Genomic DNA, 14,554 nt, shown 5'->3' with positions numbered 1-14,554 from the left:
TTAAGAAGACTGGATGAAGACCCGCGACCGTATCCTTGAATGTGCCCTGCAGTTGTTCAACCAGAAGGGCGAGCCGAACGTGTCGACCATGGAGGTGGCCAATGAAATGGGGATCAGCCCCGGCAACCTCTACTATCACTTCCATGGCAAGGAGCCCCTGGTGCTCGGGCTGTTCGAGCATTTTCAACAGGAGTTGGCGCCGTTGCTCGACCCACCGGCCGATGCGCAATTGGTGGCTGAGGATTACTGGCTGTTCCTGCACTTGATCGTCGAGCGCATGGCCCATTACCGGTTTCTGTTCCAGGACCTGTCGAACCTGGCCGGACGCCTGCCAAAACTGGCCAAGGGCATTCGCACCCTGCTCAACGCCCTCAAGCGCACACTCGCTTCGTTGCTGGCTCGACTCAAGGCGGATGGGCAATTGGTGAGCGATACCCAGGCGCTCGGGCAACTGGTGGAACAGATCACCATGACGCTGCTGTTCTCCCTGGACTATCAACGGATTCTCGGCCGCGACGGCGAAGTACGGGTGGCGGTGTACCAGATCATGATGCTGGTAGCGCCGCATCTGCTGTTACCGGCGCGGCTGGCGACGGAACGCCTGGCACTGGGCTATCTGGAGGAGCCGGCTTGAGGATCAGACACGTGACATCTGGCAGCCGGTGACGTCCATCGCGACGTTTTGGGCGCGCAAAAAAAACGCCCTGCCTTCACAGGCAGGGCGTTTGTGCGCCTGAAGAATCAGGACTGACTGGATGGCGTCGGGGTTGCCGGCGTTGCAGTCGGGGCTACAGCGGGTGCCGGTGCGGACACCGAGTTGGTTGTCGAAGCAGCCGGAGCCGGGGTGGCCGGCTTGGCGGCAACGGCAGGCTTTGGTACAGCGGCTTTTTTCGCAACTGCCGGCTTCTTCGCCGCCGCAGGTTTAGCGGCGGCCTTGGCGGCTGGTTTCGCAGCGGCTGGCTTGGCAGCAGGCTTAGCGGCTGCGGTTTTAGCCGCAGGCTTGGCTGCGGGTTTGGTGGCCGCCTTGGCTGCCGGCTTGGCCGCTGCTTTGGCCGCGACCGGTTTTGCAGCGGACTTGGCCGCAGGTTTGGCGGCTGCGGTTTTGGCAGCAGGCTTGGCGGCCGCTTTTGCCGGGGCCTTGGCCGCAGGTTTTGCAGCCGGTTTGGCGGCGGCTTTTACCAGAGGCTTGGCAGCAGCTTTCGCAGCGGGTTTGGCCGCGGCGGTTTTAGCGGCAGGCTTGGCCGCCGGTTTAGCTGCCGCTGCTTTCACTGGAGCCACTTTGGCACCGGTGAGTTTCTCGATTTGCTTGGTCAGGGTATCGACCTTGCCGTGCAATGCTTTCAATTCAGCCTTGCTCGGCACGCCCAAACGCGAAATAGCACTGTTGAGACGTTTATCCAGCGCCCCTTCAAGTTCGCCCCAAGTACCCAATACCTGTTTCTTCGCATCACTGATGCGCGAGCCGGCAGTCGCTTTAGCCGCACCGACTTGTTTACCCACTGCGCTCTTGGTCAACTTCTCGGCCTTCTCACCGTCTTTAACCAGAGTCTCGAAGAGTTTGCTGCCGTCACTGTCGATCTTCGAGTACACGCCTAAACCCGCGAGCCAGATCTTGCGGGAATATTCTTCAACTTTCCCGACCCACGAGCTGCCTTCTTTCTGAGTAGTCTTTTTAACAGCCATCCCGATGTCTCCTTAGTGTTTACGCGCGACACGTTCGAGCAATGCCGTCAGCTCTTCGAGCTTAGCAGAGAGTGTCTCCACGTCATGTTTAGACGCAATGCCAATTCGATTCAAGGCACTGGCAACACGAGTATCAAAAGCTTTTTCAACTTTATCCAGCTGAACGTCTACCAGACCTTTGACAGAGGAGACATTACTCTTTACTTGGTCAATCTGACTGTTGGCGGCATCCAGTTGTTCAATAGCAACTTTTTTGCCTTTACTTTCAACATGTTGACCACTCTTAACCAGCTCTTTGAAGTACTCGCCGCCCTCGCTGCCGACCTTGGCATAAGCGCCGAGGCCCGCCAGCCAGATCTTACGGGCGTAGGTTTTAACGTCAGTCAGGGCGCCGGTCTGTGCGTCGATTTTTTTCTTCAGGATAACTTTGGCCATAGTGCACCTCACGCAGAATAGGGTGGAGGAACGGCCCACAGGAGTTGAGGGCGTGGGCACAAAGTAGGAGGAAAAATTAGAATCGGCACCCTAAGAACATGCGGGTCACGCCAACGCCTTATCCAGCGCCTTCTCGATTTCGGATTTGATAGTGCCGCTCATGGCCGACATCAGCAGGCCCAATTCCACATCGATGCGCAGCGAATCATCGGCCACTAATACCGTGCCTTTTACCCCGGAGCGTTTGAGATTCAGGGTATCGCCAGACCACGACGGCTCAAGGCCATATTGCTCCTTGAGTTTATGCGCCAACTTCTCGGCCTTTGCCCGCGCCCCTTCTTTACCCAGGGAATGTGCACGTTCAACGGTTATACGGGCCATTGCAATGACTCCTCTTTATAGGGATATGAACACCGTCCATGCGTCAAAAGGTCTCGGTGGCGGCCTATCTTACCCATACGCGGTTTGTCAGGTAGACCGCGGTGGCATGTTTTAGGGCGGCTTCGCCACCCAGCGCGGGGCAAGCCCGCTCACTACAGATTGCGTCTGTGTCTTCAGCCTTGCCAAGACAAAGCAAGCCTTGGGGATTATCATGTCCCGCATTCTCTTTTGGTGACAGCGATATGACTGATCAGCGCAAAGGCAGCGATGCCGAACCCACCACTCACTTCGGCTTCAAGAACGTCCCGGAAAGCCAGAAAGCGGAAAAAGTCGCTGAGGTGTTCCACTCCGTCGCCGCCAAGTACGACTTGATGAACGACGTGCTCTCCGGCGGCATGCACCGTCTGTGGAAGCGCTTCACCATCGAGTTGTCGGGCGTACGCACCGGCAACCGCGTGCTGGACATCGCCGGCGGCACGGGCGACCTGGCGGCCAAGTTCTCCAAGCTCGTCGGTCCGACCGGCCAGGTCGTGCTGGCGGACATCAACGGCTCGATGCTCAAGGTCGGTCGCGACCGCCTGCTCGACAAAGGCGTGGCGGGCAATATCGAATTCGTCCAGGCCGACGCTGAAAAGTTGCCGTTCCCCGACAACCATTTCGACTGCGTGACCATCGCTTTCGGCCTGCGCAACGTCACCCACAAGGAAGACGCGATCCGCTCGATGCTGCGCGTGCTCAAGCCGGGTGGCCGCCTGTTGGTGCTGGAGTTCTCCAAGCCAACCAACGCGCTGATGTCCAAGGTCTACGACACCTACTCGTTCGCCTTCATGCCGTTGATGGGCAAGCTGATCACCAATGACGCCGAGAGCTACCGTTACCTGGCCGAATCGATCCGCATGCACCCCGACCAGGAAACCCTGAAGTCGATGATGGTCGAGGCGGGGTTCGACCGCGTGACCTATCACAACATGACCTCCGGCATTGTCGCCCTGCACCGCGGCATCAAGCCCTGATGTTGCTGCAAGGCCTGCTCGCCAGCGTTGAACACGGCCTCAACCGTGTGTTGCGCCTGGACAGTACCGCCCTGGCGCGGCTCGCGCACCTCAACGGCAAGGTGATTGCCGTCGATTGCACCAGCCCCGCCTTGCAGCTGTTTATTCTGCCCAGCGATGAAGGCCTGCTGCTCGCCAGCCAATGGGCCGCCGACGCCGACTGCACGTTGCGCGCACCGGCATCGAGCCTGTTGCACCTGGCCCTGAGCCGCAACAAGACCGCCATTTTGCACAGCGCCGACGTGGCGCTGGAAGGCGACAGCGCGGTGCTGATGGACCTGGCCGCAGTGCTGCAAGACCTGGAACTGGATTGGGAATACGAGCTGTCACGCTGGATCGGCCCCGTCGCCACCCAACTGATCAGCGGGCACCTGCGCAGCCGCACGCGCTGGTACCAGCAAGGGTTCGCCAGCCTCAACCAGAACCTCGCCGAATACCTGAGCGAAGAATCGCGCACCCTGGTCGGGCAGCGGGAAGCGCAAGCGCGCTTTCGCGAACTCGACAAGGCCAAAATCGACCTGGAACGTCTCGAGGCTCGCTTCGAGCGCCTGAGCCGTTCCCTTGATCCAAGCGATAACGCATGAAGCTGCTCGCCGTCCGCCGTTTGTTTCGTATCCAGCGCGTCGTAATCCGCTACCGCCTCGATGACCTGCTGTTCGCCCTGCCCTTGCCATGGTTCCTGCTGGCGGTGCGCTATGCGCTGCCATGGCGTTGGTTCCCGCGCAAGCAACTGCAGCTCAGCCGTGGCGCGCGCCTGCGCCTGGCGTTGCAGGACCTTGGGCCGATCTTTATCAAGTTCGGCCAGATCCTCTCGACGCGCCGCGATCTGCTTCCGGAAGACATCGCCGACGAACTGATGCTGTTGCAGGACCGCGTACCACCGTTCGACTCAAAGCAGTCGATGGCGTTGATCGAAGAGCAACTGGGCAAAAAGATCAGCGAGGTGTTCAGCCGCTTTGACGTCGAACCGCTGGCCTCGGCCTCGGTGGCGCAAGTGCACGCGGCGCAGCTCAAGAGTGGCGAAGAGGTGGTGGTGAAGGTGATTCGCCCGGGCCTCAAGCCGATCATCGGCCAGGACCTGGCATGGCTGTTCATCCTGGCTCGCGCGGCCGAGCGGTTCTCCGCCGATGCGCGCCTGCTGCACCCGGTGGACGTGGTCGCCGACTACGAAAAAACCATCTACGACGAACTCGACCTGCTGCGTGAAGCGGCCAACGCCAGCCAGCTCAAGCGCAACTTCGAGGGCTCGCCGCTGCTGTACGTGCCGCAAGTGTATTGGGACTGGTGCCGCCCCAAGGTGCTGGTAATGGAGCGCATCTACGGCGTGCAGGTGACGGACCTGGCGACCCTGGCCGACCAGCGCACCGACATGAAGATGCTTGCCGAACGCGGCGTGGAGATCTTTTTCACCCAGGTGTTCCGCGACAGTTTCTTCCACGCCGACATGCACCCCGGCAATATATTCGTCAGCACCGTCAACCCGTGGAGCCCGCAGTACATCGCGATCGACTGCGGCATCGTCGGCAGCCTCACCCCGGAAGACCAGGACTACCTGGCGCGCAACCTGTTCGCCTTCTTCAAGCGCGACTATCGCCGCGTGGCGCAGTTGCACATCGATTCGGGCTGGGTGCCGGCAGAGACCAAGCTCAATGAATTCGAAGCGGCGATTCGCACGGTGTGCGAGCCGATCTTTGAGAAACCGTTAAAAGATATTTCATTTGGCCAGGTGCTGATGCGCCTGTTCCAGACTGCGCGACGCTTCAATATGGAAGTGCAACCGCAGTTGGTCCTGCTGCAAAAAACCCTGCTCAATATCGAAGGTCTGGGCCGCCAGCTGTACCCGGACCTGGACCTGTGGAACACCGCCCAGCCGTTCCTCGAGCGCTGGATGCGCGAGCGGATGAGCCCGAAAACCATGCTGGGCAACCTGCACAGCCAGATGGAACAGTTGCCGCATTTGGCCAACATGACCCGCGACCTGCTGGAGCGCATGTCCCAGCCCCACGCCAAAGACCCCGAACCGCCGTGGCGCAAACGCAAGGACGACTGGTTCCTGCGCCTGCTGGGCGCCGCCCATTTGGTGGGCGGGGCAATGCTGGCCATTGGCGGCCCCTTGAATCAGCTGGGCCATTGGCCCGCAGGTGTCATGGTCGCCGTGGGTGTTTATCTGATCGTGCGTCGATAACCGATCCGGTTATACACTGTCGCAAATTGCCGGAGCCGAACATGAAAGACTGGCTGGACGAGATCAAGTGGGACAGTGACGGCCTGGTGCCGGCCATTGCCCAGGACTACAAGACCGGGCGCGTGCTGATGATGGCCTGGATGAACCGCGAGGCCCTGAGCCTTACCGCCACTGAGCAGCGCGCCATTTACTGGTCACGTTCGCGTGGCAAACTGTGGCGCAAGGGCGAAGAGTCCGGGCACGTGCAGACCCTGCACGAGATGCGCATCGACTGCGACGCCGACGTGGTGATCCTCAAGGTCGAGCAGATCGGCGATATCGCCTGCCACACCGGGCGTCACAGCTGCTTCTATCGCGTGTTCGAGAACGGCGAATGGAAGGTGGTGGAACCGGTGCTCAAAGACCCGCACGCTATTTACTCGGCAGGACACTGACCATGAGCGATACCCTGAACCGCGTGGCCCAGGTGCTGGAAGACCGCAAAGGTGCGGACGCCGACAGCTCCTATGTCGCCAGCCTGTACCACAAGGGTCTGAACAAGATTCTGGAGAAGCTCGGCGAAGAATCCGTCGAGACCATCATTGCCGCCAAGGACGCACAGATCAGCGGCGACTGCAGTGATGTGATCTACGAAACCGCCGACCTGTGGTTCCACAGCCTGGTCATGCTCGCCCAACTGGGGCAGCATCCGCAGGCCGTACTGGATGAACTGGACCGTCGTTTCGGCTTGTCCGGGCATGCCGAAAAGGCCTCGCGCCCGTCAGCTTGAACAACTTAAGACTAGAGGATTTGCAGCATGGGCATTTTTGACTGGAAACACTGGATCGTCATTCTGGTGGTGGTGGTACTGGTGTTCGGCACCAAGAAACTCAAGAACCTGGGCACCGACGTCGGCGAGTCGATCAAGGGCTTTCGTAAAGCCATGAACGACGACGAAAAGCCTGCCGACCCGGCTGCCAGCCCGGTGCCACCGGCACAGCCTGCGCACCCCCAGGCCGCCCAGCCGATCACCGAGCGCCGCACCTTCGACGTGCAGGCTGAAAAAGTCGAAGAGCCGACCCGCAAAGACTCGTGAGCACTGACTAATGTTTGGTATCAGCTTCTCTGAACTGCTCCTCGTCGGCCTCGTGGCCCTGCTGGTACTGGGGCCGGAACGCCTGCCCGGTGCCGCGCGCACGGCCGGCCTGTGGATCGGGCGCCTGAAACGCAGTTTCAACGCCATCAAACAGGAAGTAGAACGGGAAATCGGCGCCGACGAGATTCGCCGGCAACTGCACAACGAACACATCCTGTCGTTGGAGCAAGAGGCACGCAAAATCCTGTCCCCCGTGAATGAACAGGCCAAGCCCGCCGAGCATGTGGTCGCAAACAGCATCGCACCGGCCATAGAAGCACCGCCCGCCGTTGCCACCCCGACCGAGCCTGCGCCGACGCCCGTCGCGTCGCCCGCGCCCCATGACCCTACATTGCCGCCGCGAGCCCCATGAGCGCTGATAAACCGGAAAACGACCAGCATATGCCGCTGGTCTCGCACCTCACCGAGTTGCGAACGCGCCTGCTGCGTTGCGTAGCGGCCATTTTCATCATTTTTGCCGGGTTGTTCGCCTTCACCCAGCAGATCTACACCTTCGTCTCCACGCCCCTGCGCCAGTACCTGCCGGCCGGCGCGACGATGATCGCCACCGACGTGTCATCACCGTTCCTCACGCCATTGAAGCTGACGATGATGGTCTCGCTGTTCCTGGCGATCCCGGTGATCCTGCATCAGATCTGGGGCTTCATCGCGCCGGGCCTGTACAAGCATGAGAAGCGCATCGCGGTGCCGTTGCTGGTGTCGAGCATCCTGCTGTTCTATACCGGCATGGCGTTCGCCTACTTCCTGGTGTTCCCGCTGATCTTCAAATTCTTCGCCGCCGCCACCCCGGCCGGCGTGGAGATGATGACCGACATCACCAGCTACCTCGACTTCGTGATGACGCTGTTCTTCGCCTTCGGCGTGGCATTCGAAATCCCGGTGGCCGTGGTGCTGCTGGTATGGATCGGCGTGGTCAACGTTGCGTACCTGAAGAAGATCCGCCCTTACGTGATCATCGGCTGCTTCGTGGTCGGCATGATTCTCACGCCGCCGGACATCTTCTCCCAGACCCTGCTGGCCGTGCCGATGTGGATGCTGTTCGAGATCGGCATCCTGTTCAGCGGCTTGATCAGCAAGCGTGGCGAACACCCGGATGACCAGCCCGCCGACGACGACCAGCCACCAGCGACCCAGCCGTGAACCTGTTGCTGCTCGAGGAGGCCGACTTTATCGCGGCCGACCGCGTGGTGCTGCGTGATCGGCGTCTGGTGCACATGCAGGACGTCCACCGCGCCGCCGTAGGCGACAGCCTGCGGGTGGGGCGCATTGGCGCCTTGATGGGCACAGCCCAACTGCTGCGTCTGGACGCCGGCGAAGCCGAGCTGCAAGTGAGCTTCGACCAGGCACCGCCGACCAAACTGCCGCTGACCCTGCTGCTGGCCCTGCCGCGCCCGAAGATGCTGCGCCGCGTGCTGCAAACCGTGGCGGCCATGGGCGTGCCGAAAGTGGTGCTGCTCAACAGCTACCGGGTCGAAAAAAGCTTCTGGCAAACCCCGTTCCTGGAACCCGAGGCAATTCGCGAGCAATTGATCCTCGGCCTGGAACAGGCACGGGATACGGTGCTGCCCGAGATCATTATCGAGAAACGCTTCAAGCCCTTCGTCGAAGACCGCCTGCCGGCCCTGACCCAAGGCACCCTGGGCCTGATCGGCCATCCCGGCGACTACCCGCCCTGCCCTCGCGGCCTGGATGAGGCGGTTACTCTGGCCATCGGCCCTGAGGGCGGCTGGATCCCCTACGAAGTGGACCTGCTGGCCAAGGCAGGCTTGCAACCGGTGCAACTCGGCGCGCGAATCCTGCGGGTTGAAACAGCCGTCACCGCGCTGCTCGCACGACTGTTCTAACCTCACCACACCCCTCTCTTTTACCCCAAAGAGCCCATTCCCTACAGATATCCCGCTGACAGCCGATACCCTTCAATAAGTCCAAGCCTTGTTCCAGGGGAGTTTGCAGCATGTATCGTTGGTTAGCCGAAAAGCTGGGGAATGTCAGCGTCAAAACCAAGCTGGGCGTAGGCTTTGGCCTGGTGCTGGTATTGACGCTGATGATTATGCTCACCGGCTGGAGCGGCCTGGGTGAGGTGATCAGCCGCGGCGACAAACTGGGGTATATCTCCAGCCTCAACGGGTTGACCAAGGACCTGCGCCTGGCACGCCTGGACTACGAGATGCGCCGCGGCGAACAAGGCCCCGACGCGGTCAATGAATTGCTGAACAAGCTCGACAGTGGCCTCAAGACCGCGCGTACCCTGATCGAACAGCCGGCCGATGTAGCCCTGGTCGAGGAGCAGTTGGCGGCCGTGGACACCTACAAGCGCGCGTTCAACGACATGGTGCAGGCCGGTGCAAACCGTGAAAACGCACGCAGCAAGTTGGGTGATACGGCCGACAACGCCGTGGCCAACATCAAGGCAATCGAGAAATCCCTGCTGCAAGGTGACAGCGTCACCCAGTTCAACAGCGTGGTCGACCTGAGCAAGCTGATTCAACAGGCGCGTTTTCAGGTGCGCGGCTACACCTACAGCGGCAAAGTTGAAGCCGAACAGCCCGCACTGGATGCCATCGACAACGCCCTGAAAAAGGACGCCAGCCTCGCCAGTGAACTGCCTGAGCAATATTCGACCAACCTGCAACAGGCCAGCGTCTCGCTGCAGGCCTACCGCGCCGCCGTGAGCCAATATCGCGACTCCCAAGTGGCCAGTGCAGCGGCCCTGAAGATCATGGCCGCTCAAGGCGATCTGCTCCTGAGCCACAGCGACAAACTGACCATCTCCCAGACCGTCGTGCGCGACACCGATGCGGCGCAAGCCAAGTACTTCCTGCTGCTGGCCACCGCACTGGCAATGATCTTCGGCCTGGTCGCGGCCTGGGCCATCACCCGCCAGATCATCATCCCGTTGAACCAGGCACTCGAAGTGGCCCAACGCGTTGCCTCCGGCGACCTGAGCCACAACCTGACCTCCCAGCGCCAGGACGAACTGGGCCAGCTGCAGCGCGCCATGCAGAGCATGAGCGTAGGCCTGCGCGAACTGATCGGCGGCATCAGCGAAGGCGTGACCCAGATCGCCAGTGCTGCCGAGCAACTGTCCGCCGTCACCGAGCAGACCAGCGCCGGGGTTAACAGCCAGAAGGTCGAAACCGACCAGGTGGCCACCGCCATGAACGAGATGGCCGCAACCGTGCAGGAAGTGGCACGCAACGCCGAGGAGGCCTCCGAAGCTGCCGTGGCCGCTGATCAACAGGCGCGCGAAGGCGACAAAGTGGTCGGCGAAGCCATCGCCCAGATCGAACGCCTGGCCACTGAGGTGGGTAACTCGACCATCGCCATGGCCGACCTCAAGCGCGAAAGCGACAAAATTGGCAGCGTGCTCGACGTAATCAAGTCCGTAGCACAGCAAACCAACCTGCTGGCCCTCAACGCGGCGATTGAAGCCGCTCGCGCGGGTGAAGCCGGGCGTGGTTTCGCGGTCGTGGCCGACGAAGTGCGCAGCCTGGCCCAGCGCACTCAAAAATCTACCGAAGAAATCGAAGAACTGATCGTCGGCCTGCAAAGCGGCACCCAACAGGTGGCGACCATCATGGACAACAGCCGCGGCCTCACCGACAGCAGTGTCGAACTGACCCGCCGCGCCGGCAGCGCCCTGGAAAATATCACCCGCACCGTCTCGACCATCCAGGCGATGAACTCGCAGATCGCCACCGCCGCCGAGCAGCAAAGCGCCGTGGCCGAAGAGATCAACCGCAGCGTGCTGAACGTGCGCGACGTTTCGGAACAAACCTCATCGGCCAGTGAGGAGACCGCCGCGTCCAGTGCCGAATTGGCGCGCCTGGGCGTTTACCTGCAGACCCTGGTCGGACGCTTCCGCATCTGACCTGTGCCATGCGGCGGCCGATCATGGCCGCCGCACGTTGTGAAACTTCCTACACAGTTATCAGACCGCGAACACCTCGAATCGATTTAGCGTTTACACAGCGCTTTTTCAGATTGGGAGGTGCAGCATGTTTGCTCGACTGACCCACTTACTGGCCAACGCCAGCATCCGCCTCAAACTCTCCCTGGGCTTCGGCCAAGTGCTGATCCTCAGCCTGATCATCGCCACGACCGGTTGGCAGGCCTTGAATGCTGCACTCCTGCGTTCGAGCAACCTGACGGTGCTGGGGCAACTCAATACCGTCACCGAAGCCATGAACGCCGATCGACTGCTGTATCGGACCCTGGCGGACGCCCTCAGCCTGGGCAACATGACCGCGCAGATCGACCAAATCGACCTGCACCTGAGCTACCTGACAGACCACCTGAAGGATCCGGCCGATCTGCTGCACATCCAGGCAGCGCAGGGCTTGGTGAGCCGCGTCAAAACCGAGCTTGAACAACTGCCGCCGCTGATCGAGCAGCGCGAAAATGCCCGCCCCGCCCTCAAGCAAAGTGCGCTCCAGACCAGCGATACACTGGCCCAACTGGCCAGCGATCTGCCGGATCAAGACGACCAGCACGCACTCGATGCCATTGAGCAACTGCGCCAGGCCATGGCACAGGCCGAAGATCGCGTTCAGGAGCCCGCCTGGGCGCTCGATACATTGCAGCTCTATGCCGAGCGGGTCAGCCAGGCGCTCGATGCCCTGGACATTGCGCTGGCCGCCGTGACACGCCTGCCTGTGGATGCCTCCCAGCTCGACACCGACCTGGCGGTCTATCGCGAGCGGCTGATCCGGTTCAACGAGGCCCAAATGAGCACAGAAACCGTGCAAGAGCTGTTCAAGCAACAGCTTTCGCAACTACTGGAACACAGCGAGCGGGTGGTGCAGGGCCAGACCCTCAAGCGCGACCAAGAGGCCGATCGAACCCGCACCTGGCTGATCAGTGTCACCTCTATCGCACTGGTGTTCGGGGTACTGGCCGCCTGGTGGATTGCCCGGCAGATCGCGGTACCACTGCGTCAGGCCCTGGCATCCGCCAACCTCATCGCCAACGGTGACTTGAGTCAGGATATCCGGGTGGAGCGCACCGATGAGCTGGGCCAACTGCAGCACAGCATCAGGGAAATGGCGCACAACCTGCGCAAGCTGATCGGCGGCATCGGTGACAGCGCCCGGCAGATCGCCAGCGCGGCCGGGCAATTATCCACGGTGACCGAGCAAACCCGCAGTGTGGTCAACCATCAGAAAGACGAGACCGACCAGGTCGCCACCGCCATGAACGAAATGCTCGCCACCGCCCAGGAGGTCGCCCGACATGCCGAGCAGGCCTCATTGGCGGCGCGCGAGGCGGACAGACAAGCCAGCGTCGGGGACAAGGTGGTCGCACAAGCCATTGAACAAATCGGCCACTTGGCCAGTGAAATGACCTTATCCAGCCGGGCGATGCTGGCATTGCAGCAAGAGAGCCAAAAGATCGGCAGCGTATTGGACGTGATCAAGTCCGTGTCCCGGCAGACCAACCTGCTGGCACTGAACGCCGCTATCGAAGCCGCCCGCGCGGGCAGTGCAGGTGAAGGCTTCGCCGTGGTGGCCGACGAGGTGCGCAGCCTGGCCCAGCGCACCCAGGCGTCGGCCGAAGAAATCGAAGGGTTGATCCTGGGCCTGAACAACGGCACCCAGCAGGTGGCAGACACCATCGACAGCAGCCGCAACCTGACCGATGACAGCGTCGGCCTGACCCGCGATGCCGGGGATGCGCTGGCGGCGATTGCGCGTACGGTGTCGGTCATCCAGGAAATGAACCCGCAGATCGCCGCCGCCGCCGAGGAGCAAAGCGCAGTGGTCGAAGAGATCAATCGCAGCGTATTAAAGGTGCGTGACGCTGTCGAACACACCGCCAGCGCCAGCGATGACACGGCAGCCGCCAGTGCCCAGTTGACGCAGCTGAGCCTGGATTTACAGACACTTGTCGGTAAATTCAGGCTCTGAGCGACACAGATCCGGTGGGCTTACAGCACCTGACGCAGGAACGCCTGGGCACGGGGGTCTTTCGGTGCATCGAAGAACTCGGCCGGAGCGGCGTCTTCAAGCAACTTGCCATGGTCGAAGAACAGCACCCGGTCAGCCACTTCGCGGGCAAAACCCATCTCGTGGGTGACGCAGACCATGGTCATGCCTTCAAGGGCGAGGGTTTTCATAACGTCCAGCACTTCGCCGACCATCTCCGGGTCGAGGGCCGAGGTCGGCTCGTCGAACAGCATCACCTTGGGCTCCATCGCCAGGGCGCGGGCAATGGCGACCCGCTGCTGCTGGCCACCGGACAGGCGCGAGGGGAACTCGTTGGCCTTCTGTGCAATACCGACCTTTTCCAGCAGCGCCAGGGCCTTGGCTTCGCGCTCTTGTTTACCGCGCTTGCGCACGACCTTTTGCGCCAGGCACAGGTTTTCCAGCACGGTCATATGAGGGAACAGGTTGAAATGCTGGAACACCATGCCGACTTCGCGGCGATAGGCGTTCACATCGGTTTTCGGATCAGCCAGTTGCAGGCCGTCGATGCTCACCGAGCCCGAGTCGAAGTCTTCCAGGCCATTGAGGCAGCGCAGGAAGGTGGACTTGCCGGAGCCGGACGGGCCGATTACCACCAGCACTTCGCCCTTGGCCACCTGAGTGCTCACGTGGTCCACCGCGCGCACCACCTGACCACGGGTGTCGAAGACTTTTACCAAATCGCGCACTTCAATCACTTTGGGCGAGCCTCCGCTCAAGCCGACTGGCCATTTTCGACAGCGGCAGGTTGATCAGCAGGTACAGGCCTGCCACGCAGAACAGGATTTCAAACGGCGAAAACGAGGTGGTGATCACTTCGCGGCCACTTTTGAGCAGTTCGGTAATCGCAATCACCGACACCAGCGAGGTGTCCTTTACCAGGCTGATAAATTGCCCGGCCAACGGCGGCAGCACGCGCTTGAACGCCTGCGGCAACACCACATGCCGCATCGACTGGCTGGCACTCAGGCCCAGGGAGCGAGCGGCTTCGTTTTGACCACGGGTGATGGACTGCACGCCGGCACGCACGATTTCTGCCACATAAGCACCGGTGAACAGCGACAGCGCGGCGATCCCGGCGAACTCGCGGGACAGGTTGAGCACCGTGCCGATAAAGAAATAGAAAATGAAGATCTGCACCAACAATGGCGTGCCGCGCACCAACTCGACGTAGATCGTCGACAGGTCGCGCAAGGTCGGGTTGCTGGACAGACGGCACAGACCGGTGGCCAGACCAATCGCCAGGCCAAGGATGCCGGACACCACCGACAGCCACAGCGTGGTCCACAAGCCCCACATCAACGGTCCCAGCGCCCAGTGGCGGTTCACCCCAATCACATCGCCTTCGGCCACGTCATCGCCACGCGCCACTTGCAGGCTGTTGTCGGCGACGGTCACCCGTTGTTCGGCACCGGCGTCATTGCGCAGGGTCACTTCGGCCACGTCACCCTTGCGCACCAACTCAATGACGGTGGAGATATCCGCTGCGCGCTGGGCTTCTTCGGCCTGGTAGGCGAAGTACTGCGGTACACGGTTCCAGCGCCATTCGTAGGACATCAGCGACGTGGCGTAGTACAAGGCGCCGGCCAGACCGACCAGCACAACCACGGTCAGCAGGTGCCAGGGCCATTGGGCTTTTTTCTGTTTCATTTCACTTTCCGGGAGAGGTGTCGCCTGACAGGCCTTCATCGGGGGCAGGCCCACTCCCACAGTTGAACGC

17 protein-coding genes are annotated in these 14,554 nt (G+C 61.4%); 12 read left to right on the top strand and 5 right to left on the bottom strand.

What is annotated here, in order from left to right; translation table 11 throughout:
* Window positions 1–13 precede the first annotated feature (13 nt).
* The gene (locus tag KZX66_RS05120) at window positions 14–634 is read left to right on the top strand and encodes a TetR/AcrR family transcriptional regulator (protein ID WP_248077106.1); all 621 of its coding nucleotides are present in this window, start codon (window positions 14–16) and stop codon (window positions 632–634) included.
* A 107-nt stretch (window positions 635–741) separates the two neighbouring features.
* On the opposite strand, the gene KZX66_RS05115 is transcribed toward KZX66_RS05120, so the two are convergent.
* The 3 genes from KZX66_RS05115 to KZX66_RS05105 form a co-directional block, all read right to left on the bottom strand.
* Complete coding sequence (locus tag KZX66_RS05115; RefSeq protein ID WP_248077103.1) at window positions 742–1,683, bottom strand: phasin family protein; 942 nt, start codon at window positions 1,681–1,683, stop codon at window positions 742–744.
* A 12-nt stretch (window positions 1,684–1,695) separates the two neighbouring features.
* Entirely contained in the window at window positions 1,696–2,118 is a 423-nt protein-coding gene (locus KZX66_RS05110) for a phasin family protein (protein WP_248077100.1), read from the bottom strand.
* Window positions 2,119–2,223: 105 nt separating this feature from the next.
* Complete coding sequence (locus KZX66_RS05105; protein ID WP_053140503.1) at window positions 2,224–2,499, bottom strand: polyhydroxyalkanoic acid system family protein; 276 nt, start codon at window positions 2,497–2,499, stop codon at window positions 2,224–2,226.
* A gap of 242 nt (window positions 2,500–2,741) precedes the next feature.
* Between KZX66_RS05105 and ubiE the strand changes: the two genes are divergently transcribed.
* From ubiE to KZX66_RS05050, 11 genes are all read left to right on the top strand, one after another.
* Window positions 2,742–3,512: a bifunctional demethylmenaquinone methyltransferase/2-methoxy-6-polyprenyl-1,4-benzoquinol methylase UbiE gene (gene ubiE, locus KZX66_RS05100; RefSeq protein ID WP_003171186.1), complete on the top strand. Its 771-nt coding sequence runs from the start codon at window positions 2,742–2,744 to the stop codon at window positions 3,510–3,512.
* The gene (locus tag KZX66_RS05095; RefSeq protein ID WP_248077097.1) at window positions 3,512–4,135 is read left to right on the top strand and encodes an SCP2 sterol-binding domain-containing protein; all 624 of its coding nucleotides are present in this window, start codon (window positions 3,512–3,514) and stop codon (window positions 4,133–4,135) included. The genes ubiE and KZX66_RS05095 overlap by 1 nt, the downstream gene beginning before the upstream one ends.
* The gene (ubiB, locus tag KZX66_RS05090) at window positions 4,132–5,736 is read left to right on the top strand and encodes a ubiquinone biosynthesis regulatory protein kinase UbiB (RefSeq protein WP_248077095.1); all 1,605 of its coding nucleotides are present in this window, start codon (window positions 4,132–4,134) and stop codon (window positions 5,734–5,736) included. Before KZX66_RS05095 ends, ubiB begins: the two co-directional genes overlap by 4 nt.
* A gap of 41 nt (window positions 5,737–5,777) precedes the next feature.
* Window positions 5,778–6,170 carry a phosphoribosyl-AMP cyclohydrolase gene (gene hisI, locus KZX66_RS05085; RefSeq protein ID WP_012721796.1) on the top strand — a complete coding sequence of 131 codons (393 nt, stop codon included), beginning with the start codon at window positions 5,778–5,780 and terminating at the stop codon, window positions 6,168–6,170.
* A gap of 2 nt (window positions 6,171–6,172) precedes the next feature.
* Window positions 6,173–6,505 (top strand): phosphoribosyl-ATP diphosphatase, encoded by a 333-nt coding sequence (locus KZX66_RS05080; RefSeq protein ID WP_003209299.1) that lies wholly within the window; start codon window positions 6,173–6,175, stop codon window positions 6,503–6,505.
* Between the two features lie 27 nt (window positions 6,506–6,532).
* Window positions 6,533–6,811, top strand: a complete 279-nt coding sequence (locus KZX66_RS05075) for a twin-arginine translocase TatA/TatE family subunit (RefSeq protein ID WP_248077093.1) — start codon at window positions 6,533–6,535, stop codon at window positions 6,809–6,811.
* Between the two features lie 10 nt (window positions 6,812–6,821).
* Complete coding sequence (gene tatB / locus KZX66_RS05070; RefSeq protein ID WP_248077091.1) at window positions 6,822–7,223, top strand: Sec-independent protein translocase protein TatB; 402 nt, start codon at window positions 6,822–6,824, stop codon at window positions 7,221–7,223.
* Complete coding sequence (gene tatC / locus KZX66_RS05065; RefSeq protein WP_049710428.1) at window positions 7,220–8,011, top strand: twin-arginine translocase subunit TatC; 792 nt, start codon at window positions 7,220–7,222, stop codon at window positions 8,009–8,011. Before tatB ends, tatC begins: the two co-directional genes overlap by 4 nt.
* Window positions 8,008–8,715, top strand: a complete 708-nt coding sequence (locus tag KZX66_RS05060; protein ID WP_248077089.1) for a 16S rRNA (uracil(1498)-N(3))-methyltransferase — start codon at window positions 8,008–8,010, stop codon at window positions 8,713–8,715. Before tatC ends, KZX66_RS05060 begins: the two co-directional genes overlap by 4 nt.
* 110 nt (window positions 8,716–8,825) lie before the next feature.
* Window positions 8,826–10,742: a methyl-accepting chemotaxis protein gene (locus KZX66_RS05055; protein ID WP_248077087.1), complete on the top strand. Its 1,917-nt coding sequence runs from the start codon at window positions 8,826–8,828 to the stop codon at window positions 10,740–10,742.
* Between the two features lie 127 nt (window positions 10,743–10,869).
* A complete protein-coding gene (locus tag KZX66_RS05050; protein ID WP_248077085.1) occupies window positions 10,870–12,777 on the top strand; it encodes a methyl-accepting chemotaxis protein in 1,908 nt (635 codons plus the stop codon).
* A gap of 20 nt (window positions 12,778–12,797) precedes the next feature.
* Here KZX66_RS05050 and KZX66_RS05045 read toward each other — a convergent pair whose 3' ends face one another.
* The gene (locus KZX66_RS05045) at window positions 12,798–13,532 is read right to left on the bottom strand and encodes an amino acid ABC transporter ATP-binding protein (protein WP_248077083.1); all 735 of its coding nucleotides are present in this window, start codon (window positions 13,530–13,532) and stop codon (window positions 12,798–12,800) included.
* A complete protein-coding gene (locus KZX66_RS05040) occupies window positions 13,525–14,484 on the bottom strand; it encodes an amino acid ABC transporter permease (RefSeq protein ID WP_248077081.1) in 960 nt (319 codons plus the stop codon). The genes KZX66_RS05045 and KZX66_RS05040 overlap by 8 nt, the downstream gene beginning before the upstream one ends.
* Window positions 14,485–14,554: the final 70 nt, after the last annotated feature.

Origin of the sequence: Pseudomonas sp. EYE_354 (assembly GCF_023148575.1) — a bacterium.
GTDB lineage: Bacteria > Pseudomonadota > Gammaproteobacteria > Pseudomonadales > Pseudomonadaceae > Aquipseudomonas.
Note: the sequence above shows the minus strand (reverse complement) of the source record. Positions and strands in the feature narration are given on the sequence as shown.

Excerpts from the sequence above, each read along its gene's own strand:
- KZX66_RS05105 (WP_053140503.1), bottom strand. The coding sequence starts at position 2,499 with ATGGCCCGTATAACCGTTGAACGTGCACATTCCCTGGGTAAAGAAGGG.
- hisI (WP_012721796.1), top strand. The coding sequence starts at position 5,778 with ATGAAAGACTGGCTGGACGAGATCAAGTGGGACAGTGACGGCCTGGTG.
- KZX66_RS05110 (WP_248077100.1), bottom strand. The coding sequence starts at position 2,118 with ATGGCCAAAGTTATCCTGAAGAAAAAAATCGACGCACAGACCGGCGCC.
- KZX66_RS05075 (WP_248077093.1), top strand. The coding sequence starts at position 6,533 with ATGGGCATTTTTGACTGGAAACACTGGATCGTCATTCTGGTGGTGGTG.
- tatB (WP_248077091.1), top strand. The coding sequence starts at position 6,822 with ATGTTTGGTATCAGCTTCTCTGAACTGCTCCTCGTCGGCCTCGTGGCC.
- KZX66_RS05050 (WP_248077085.1), top strand. The coding sequence starts at position 10,870 with ATGTTTGCTCGACTGACCCACTTACTGGCCAACGCCAGCATCCGCCTC.
- KZX66_RS05115 (WP_248077103.1), bottom strand. The coding sequence starts at position 1,683 with ATGGCTGTTAAAAAGACTACTCAGAAAGAAGGCAGCTCGTGGGTCGGG.
- KZX66_RS05055 (WP_248077087.1), top strand. The coding sequence starts at position 8,826 with ATGTATCGTTGGTTAGCCGAAAAGCTGGGGAATGTCAGCGTCAAAACC.
- tatC (WP_049710428.1), top strand. The coding sequence starts at position 7,220 with ATGAGCGCTGATAAACCGGAAAACGACCAGCATATGCCGCTGGTCTCG.
- KZX66_RS05120 (WP_248077106.1), top strand. The coding sequence starts at position 14 with ATGAAGACCCGCGACCGTATCCTTGAATGTGCCCTGCAGTTGTTCAAC.
- KZX66_RS05080 (WP_003209299.1), top strand. The coding sequence starts at position 6,173 with ATGAGCGATACCCTGAACCGCGTGGCCCAGGTGCTGGAAGACCGCAAA.
- ubiB (WP_248077095.1), top strand. The coding sequence starts at position 4,132 with ATGAAGCTGCTCGCCGTCCGCCGTTTGTTTCGTATCCAGCGCGTCGTA.
- KZX66_RS05095 (WP_248077097.1), top strand. The coding sequence starts at position 3,512 with ATGTTGCTGCAAGGCCTGCTCGCCAGCGTTGAACACGGCCTCAACCGT.
- KZX66_RS05040 (WP_248077081.1), bottom strand. The coding sequence starts at position 14,484 with ATGAAACAGAAAAAAGCCCAATGGCCCTGGCACCTGCTGACCGTGGTT.
- ubiE (WP_003171186.1), top strand. The coding sequence starts at position 2,742 with ATGACTGATCAGCGCAAAGGCAGCGATGCCGAACCCACCACTCACTTC.